This is a genomic window from Streptomyces sp. HPF1205, from assembly GCF_020400825.1.
GTDB lineage: Bacteria > Actinomycetota > Actinomycetes > Streptomycetales > Streptomycetaceae > Actinacidiphila.
Map to the genome: position 1 here is coordinate 1 of NZ_JAINVH010000079.1, position 5,261 is coordinate 5,261.

Here is a 5,261-nt window from a genome sequence, read left to right on the forward strand (position 1 = left end):
GGGGGGTACCGGCGTGGCCGGAAGTAAAGAAGGATTATTCTCGCGCCTGGTGAGACTGGTGGGACTCGCCCAGCAGGCCGACAAGCTTATCGAGTGGGGGAATACGGCGACTGAGGGCACTTTCGGCCTGCTCAAGGGGCGCCAAGAAGGCAAGCAGGCCGAGCAGCAGCAAGACCATGAGGTGCGGATGGGCTTGCTCAACGATTTCCTCGGCGAGCGGAAGCACTCGCGCGCGGCGCAACTGCTCAGACTCGCGTCCGCGCAGAACATCAAGACCGCGGCGATCAGCGCCGGCCTTGACGTGGTGGGAACCGGTGCCAGGGCACTTGCCACCGATATCGTCAACCAGCGCGACTTCAACAGGCAGTTGGCCCTCGTCTCCGCTTCGCAGCAGGCGGCCGAGGACCTGGAATGGCACCGGGCGCTGGTGCAGGTGGCACTCAGCGAAGCGTTGCGGACGCGAGATCTGGACCTGGCCAACAGTCCGTTTTCGCATACCCCTGAGGCTGTCCGGGAACTCGTGGTCGAGGCCACTGGTGACGGCCGGAAACCAGTGCTGCTGATAGCCCCCTTCTATCATGAGGGAGCCGTCTCTGCGCAGCACCGTCCCCGTTTTGTGGTCGCCGTGCGCCAGGCCTGGCTGACCAGCCATTGGCATAGCGACCTTGAGCCGATGGCCGGGCTGATAGACCGCCCGCTGCACCGCCTCGACGTGGACGTGCGGGCCATCCAGCAGGTGCTCCACGACTTGCCCGTCGTGTTGGTCTATGGGCAGGCGCAGGAGGGCGGACGCATATGGCCGTCGCTGACGGCCTGGAACGTTCTTCCGGGAACGGGAAGCACCTCGCTGCACATGAACTTCCCTCCTACGTCCCTGACGGCCGCCGACGATCCCGCCGAGATCCAGGACATCGGTGACCGGCTCGGCCAGATGTTCTCGCTGGCCGCCGGGAACCTGGGCGACTGGTTCCACCTGCTGCGCCACGAGCGGGCGCCCAGGATGCACATGCTCCTGGCTGCCGGCGAAGACTCCGAACGTGCCCTGGCCTCGACCAGCGCAGCCGATGCGTACGAGTTCCTGGCCGCCACGGGGGGACTCGACGCCAGCCTGGCCTATGCCCATCAGGCCCGGGTCCTGGCCGAGGGCGGGTTGAAAGATATGGCCGGCCGCATGGCCCGCACCGTGCTCGCAGAACTGGCCTCCCTGCCCTTGGACGACGGGACCCGGCACCTGGCCGCTCTCCGCGAACTCCTCGGGGTGTTCGGGCTGCTGGCCGACAAGGAAGGGACAGCCAAGGCCGAGGCCCTCCGGGAGGCCGCGGCACGGCGGCGCCTCGACCAACTGCACGGCATGGGGGGAGCCCGATGAGCGACGAGCCGAAAGTCGCCGCCGCCATCGACTTCGGGACGTACGGCAGCGGATACGCGTGGGCGGTCAAGTGCGACCAGAACGACGACCCCGTCGCGCGCCAGATCCTCAGCCGCGACCAGTGGAGTGACCAGCCCGTCACGTACCCCAAGAACCGGACGGCCCTGCTCCTGGACGGCAAGGCGACCGTCGCCGACTGGGGGCACTCTGCCTTGAAGAAATACCGGCAGCAGCGGGGGGACGGCACTGGTGAACTGGTCACGGGGCTCCAGATGAAGATGTCCCTGGCCCCGGGCAACGAGGCCGTGCTCGCGAAAGACAGCCTTGCCGGCCGCTACGAGAAGCTGATCTCGGCCTACCTTCATAAGCTCTACTCCCTGGCGCTGGAGGAGATACAACTCGGCGGCTTCCAGGAGGACGAGATCGTCTGGTGCCTAACGGTGCCTGCCATCTGGGACGACCAGGCGCGCGAGGCCATGCGGCGCGCTGCGGAACAAGCTGGCCTGCCCACCGAGGAGCACCGGCTCCACCTCGGTCTGGAGCCCGAGGTGGCGGTCCAATACGCACGGAACGCCCTCGCCGGCGGGGGAATGGACCGTGCGGGAACCCGCATCCTCGTCGTCGACGCCGGCGGCGGCACGGTCGACACCACGGCTTACCAGGTGGAGCCGGACGGCCGCCGCCTCTCCGAGGTGATCAGGGCGAACGGCGACCAACTCGGGTCGGAGTACGTCAACCTGGCCTTTGGCAAGGAGATCCTGGAGTCCCGGCTGAGCAGACCAGGGCACTCGGACGGCGCCTCCCGACTTCTCGACTACGAAGAGAAGGCGCCCGGCTTGTTCCACGGTCTGCTCCAGGAGTTCGAGCGTAGGAAGACCGACTTCGACCCCGACGACCCCAGCGACACCGACATCTTCATTCCGGGCAAGCTCTTCCGGCTGATGGGCAACGAGGGACTCGACGCACTGGCGAGCAGGCAGAACGGCGTCGATGACGCCTTCGTCATATCCAGGGACGATTTCCTGGGCCTGTTCGACCAGGTCCTGGACCCGATGATGAACCTCGTCGAGAGGCAGTTGGAACGTGCGCTCGTCGGCGCGCCGGGCAACGTCCGCCTGCTGGGGGTGGGGGGATTCGCACAGTCCCGGTACTTCCAACGCCGGATGGCCGAGAGGTTCGACGACGGTGATCGGGTGCGATTCGTCGTTCCTCCCCTTCCTGCCCGGGCGGTTCTCCACGGCGCCGTGCACTTCGCCTACGACCCGTCCGAATTCCGGATTCGCCGCACCCGCTACACCTACGGATGCGATGTTTGCCGGCCGTTCGAAAAGGGTGATCCGCCGGACTCAAAAAAGACCGACGACGGCGGCGTGGAAGTGTGCACGACGCGCTTTCGCGTTTTCGTCCACATAGGGGATCCGGTGGAGGTGGACGAAGAGGTCAAGCGCGTCTACATCCCCATGAAGAACGACCAGACCGAGATGCCGTTCCCGATCTATCGAACCACTGAGCACGACCCCCGGTACGTAACCGACCGAGGGACGGTTCGTATGGGCACCTTGGTGGTAAAACTTCCGCCGGCCGTCAGGAAGCTGCCCCGGGCCGAGCGGAAGGTCGAGGTGTCCATGCGGTTCGGCGGCACTCAGATCAAAGTGACGGCGAAGGTTCTGGAAACCGGAGAGACGCTGGAAACGTCAGTGAGGTTCGATCCCAGATGGTGAGGATATGACGTCGTATCTCGCGGACTACTTGGCGGATTTAGATCTCGACGACCAGCAGGACCTGGAGGCGCTCATGATGCGGCTCGCCAAAATCATCAAACGCAAAACCAGGCGGATCGAGGCGCTCGAGGAACAACACCGAGCGCTCAGCGACGAGTTCCGTAAAATGCGGGAGAACGTCGAGAGACAAGAAGCGAAGATCCAGTATTTGCTCGCACGGCACGGTCAGCAGCGCGAGGACGTCGCGACGGACCTGGATGTCCACCACCACGACATCGCCGAGGCCTACCGCAGTTTCCGTGAGCAGAAGGTGCACAGCACGGTACGGGAGTCGTTGCGCGGGGCCGGCGGTGACCGCGCCCTCCGAAGGAGACTCCTGGCGGAGACGATGGGCGCCGTATGCGCAGAGCTCTTCGGCCAGGAACCTCCCAATACCGAGGTCGTGGAGGAAATCTTGTCTTTGGCCCCCGCGCACGAGGCCGCCGGACGCCTCTGCGGCGCGGCCATGGAACTGAGGAGACGAGCGGAGTACCTGGGCGGCGATCCCACCTGGGTTTTCGACCTCTCGCCCGAGTCGCTCAGTCCCGACCAGCGGGAACCGTGGCTCGATGCGCCGGAGGACGGCACCCCCGTGTTCGTCGTCGCCCCCGCCTACCAGGCGCGCGGCAAAATCCACTGCACACAGTTGGTGTGGACGGCCGGCCCGGACCCCGTCCAGGACACGGCTGGGTCGTGAGCGCATGGCCGTATCGCCAGAACTTCTTCACCCCGGAGCGATCCCGAAGAGACTCACGGCCGAGTTCTCCACGCCTCACGGTCAAGACCGCGTACGAAGCGGGGCCGTCGTCGAGACCGGCGGGATCACGGACCTGACGCGCCTGAGCGACGCCCTCGTCGCCAAGCTGCAGAGCAGCGAGACCCCGCACCTGGCGGCGGAAGCGCTGCGGCGCCTGGTCGAGCAGAAGATGCGCGAGGTGACGCGGCACAACATCGTCCGCCGAACGGCGTTCTCCGAGCGGCTGCAGGACCTCATGACCCGTTGCATGCGGCAGCAGTACACCAGCGCGGAGCTCATCGCCAAGCTCGTCGAGATGGCCAGGGAGGTCGTCGACGACGCCAGACGCGGTGAGAAGTTCGACCCGCCGCTGAACTGGCGGGAGCTCGCCTTCTACGACGCGGTCGCCGACCATGGCACAGCGCAGCAGCTCATGGGCGACGAGGTCCTGGCGGCCATCGCGCGCGATCTCGTCGCCGAGGTCCAGAAGAAGCTCAAGCCGGACTGGATCGCCCGCGAACCGGTCCGCGCCGGCCTCCGCAGCGCGATCAAGCGTCTCCTGGCCCGCCATAACTACCCGCCGGACCGCCGCCCGGAGGCCGTCAGCCTGGTCCTGAAGCAGATGGAGCACTTCGCCAACGAGTGGTCCACGACGGGGCTTCCGGACAGCTGACCCGAGGGCCAAGCTCTATACGTCGATGACATCATCCGCTGCACAGGCCGTTTGCAGAGGTCGGCAGTACTTGCATGGGGGGACCTGCATTGGAGGCAGCCACGGGACTGACTCAGCGCGACCTTGAGGATCGGGGCTTCTCGGGGTTCATGGCCTTCGAACAGCTGCGTAGCGCCCCCGTCCCTGACGAGAGCGGTGTCTACGTGGTGTTCAGGCCGTCGCTGGCCGCTCCGGACTTCCTGGACACGAGCCCTGCCGGGTGGAGGGGGACACGCAACCCCACGGTCCGGATCGAGCAATTGGCCGCCAAGTGGGTTCGGGGGGCGCACGTCATCTACATCGGCAAGGCTGACGCGGGGGCGGCTTCTCGGCATGGCCTCAGGGGTCGGCTGCGGCAGTACGTCAGGTCGGGCGCGGGGTCATCCGGGCACTGGGGCGGTCGCTACATCTGGCAGCTTCAGGACTCGTCTTCGCTCCTGGTCGCCTGGCGTACGACTCCTGGAGTGCGGCCGATCCGGGCGGAAGCCGAGCTGATCGACGAGTTCGTCCTCCGCCACGGCAAGCTGCCGTTCGCCAATCTGCGCAAGGGCGACCGTTCGTGACTCTGCCTGCCTGGGTCTGCCGGTTGTAGCGAGGAGGACTGAAGCGTCCGGTGCTTCCGGGTGGGTTGGGACGCTCCCGGTGGGTTGCGTCCTTGGAAGTGGTGTAGCGGGTTGGACCTGA

General features: G+C 66.3%; 5 protein-coding genes. All 5 read left to right on the forward strand.

Annotation, left to right across the window (positions count from 1 at the left end):
- On the forward strand, window positions 1–1,369 hold a 1,369-nt coding region (locus K7G61_RS35540; RefSeq protein ID WP_225851286.1), incomplete at its 5' end, for a hypothetical protein.
- On the forward strand, window positions 1,366–3,090 hold the full coding sequence (locus tag K7G61_RS35545) for an Hsp70 family protein (protein WP_225851287.1): 1,725 nt from the start codon (window positions 1,366–1,368) through the stop codon (window positions 3,088–3,090). The genes K7G61_RS35540 and K7G61_RS35545, both read left to right, overlap by 4 nt.
- A 4-nt stretch (window positions 3,091–3,094) precedes the next feature.
- Window positions 3,095–3,826 carry a hypothetical protein gene (locus K7G61_RS35550; RefSeq protein ID WP_225851288.1) on the forward strand — a complete coding sequence of 244 codons (732 nt, stop codon included), beginning with the start codon at window positions 3,095–3,097 and terminating at the stop codon, window positions 3,824–3,826.
- Between the two features lie 4 nt (window positions 3,827–3,830).
- Window positions 3,831–4,538, forward strand: a complete 708-nt coding sequence (locus tag K7G61_RS35555; RefSeq protein ID WP_225851289.1) for a DUF3387 domain-containing protein — start codon at window positions 3,831–3,833, stop codon at window positions 4,536–4,538.
- Window positions 4,539–4,687: 149 nt separating this feature from the next.
- Window positions 4,688–5,140 (forward strand): hypothetical protein, encoded by a 453-nt coding sequence (locus tag K7G61_RS35560; protein WP_225851290.1) that lies wholly within the window; start codon window positions 4,688–4,690, stop codon window positions 5,138–5,140.
- The last annotated feature ends 121 nt before the right edge of the window (window positions 5,141–5,261 follow it).

Coding starts and splice junctions, on each gene's coding strand:
- K7G61_RS35545 (WP_225851287.1), top strand. CDS start 1,366: ATGAGCGACGAGCCGAAAGTCGCCGCCGCCATCGACTTCGGGACGTAC.
- K7G61_RS35550 (WP_225851288.1), top strand. CDS start 3,095: ATGACGTCGTATCTCGCGGACTACTTGGCGGATTTAGATCTCGACGAC.
- K7G61_RS35555 (WP_225851289.1), top strand. CDS start 3,831: ATGGCCGTATCGCCAGAACTTCTTCACCCCGGAGCGATCCCGAAGAGA.
- K7G61_RS35560 (WP_225851290.1), top strand. CDS start 4,688: ATGGCCTTCGAACAGCTGCGTAGCGCCCCCGTCCCTGACGAGAGCGGT.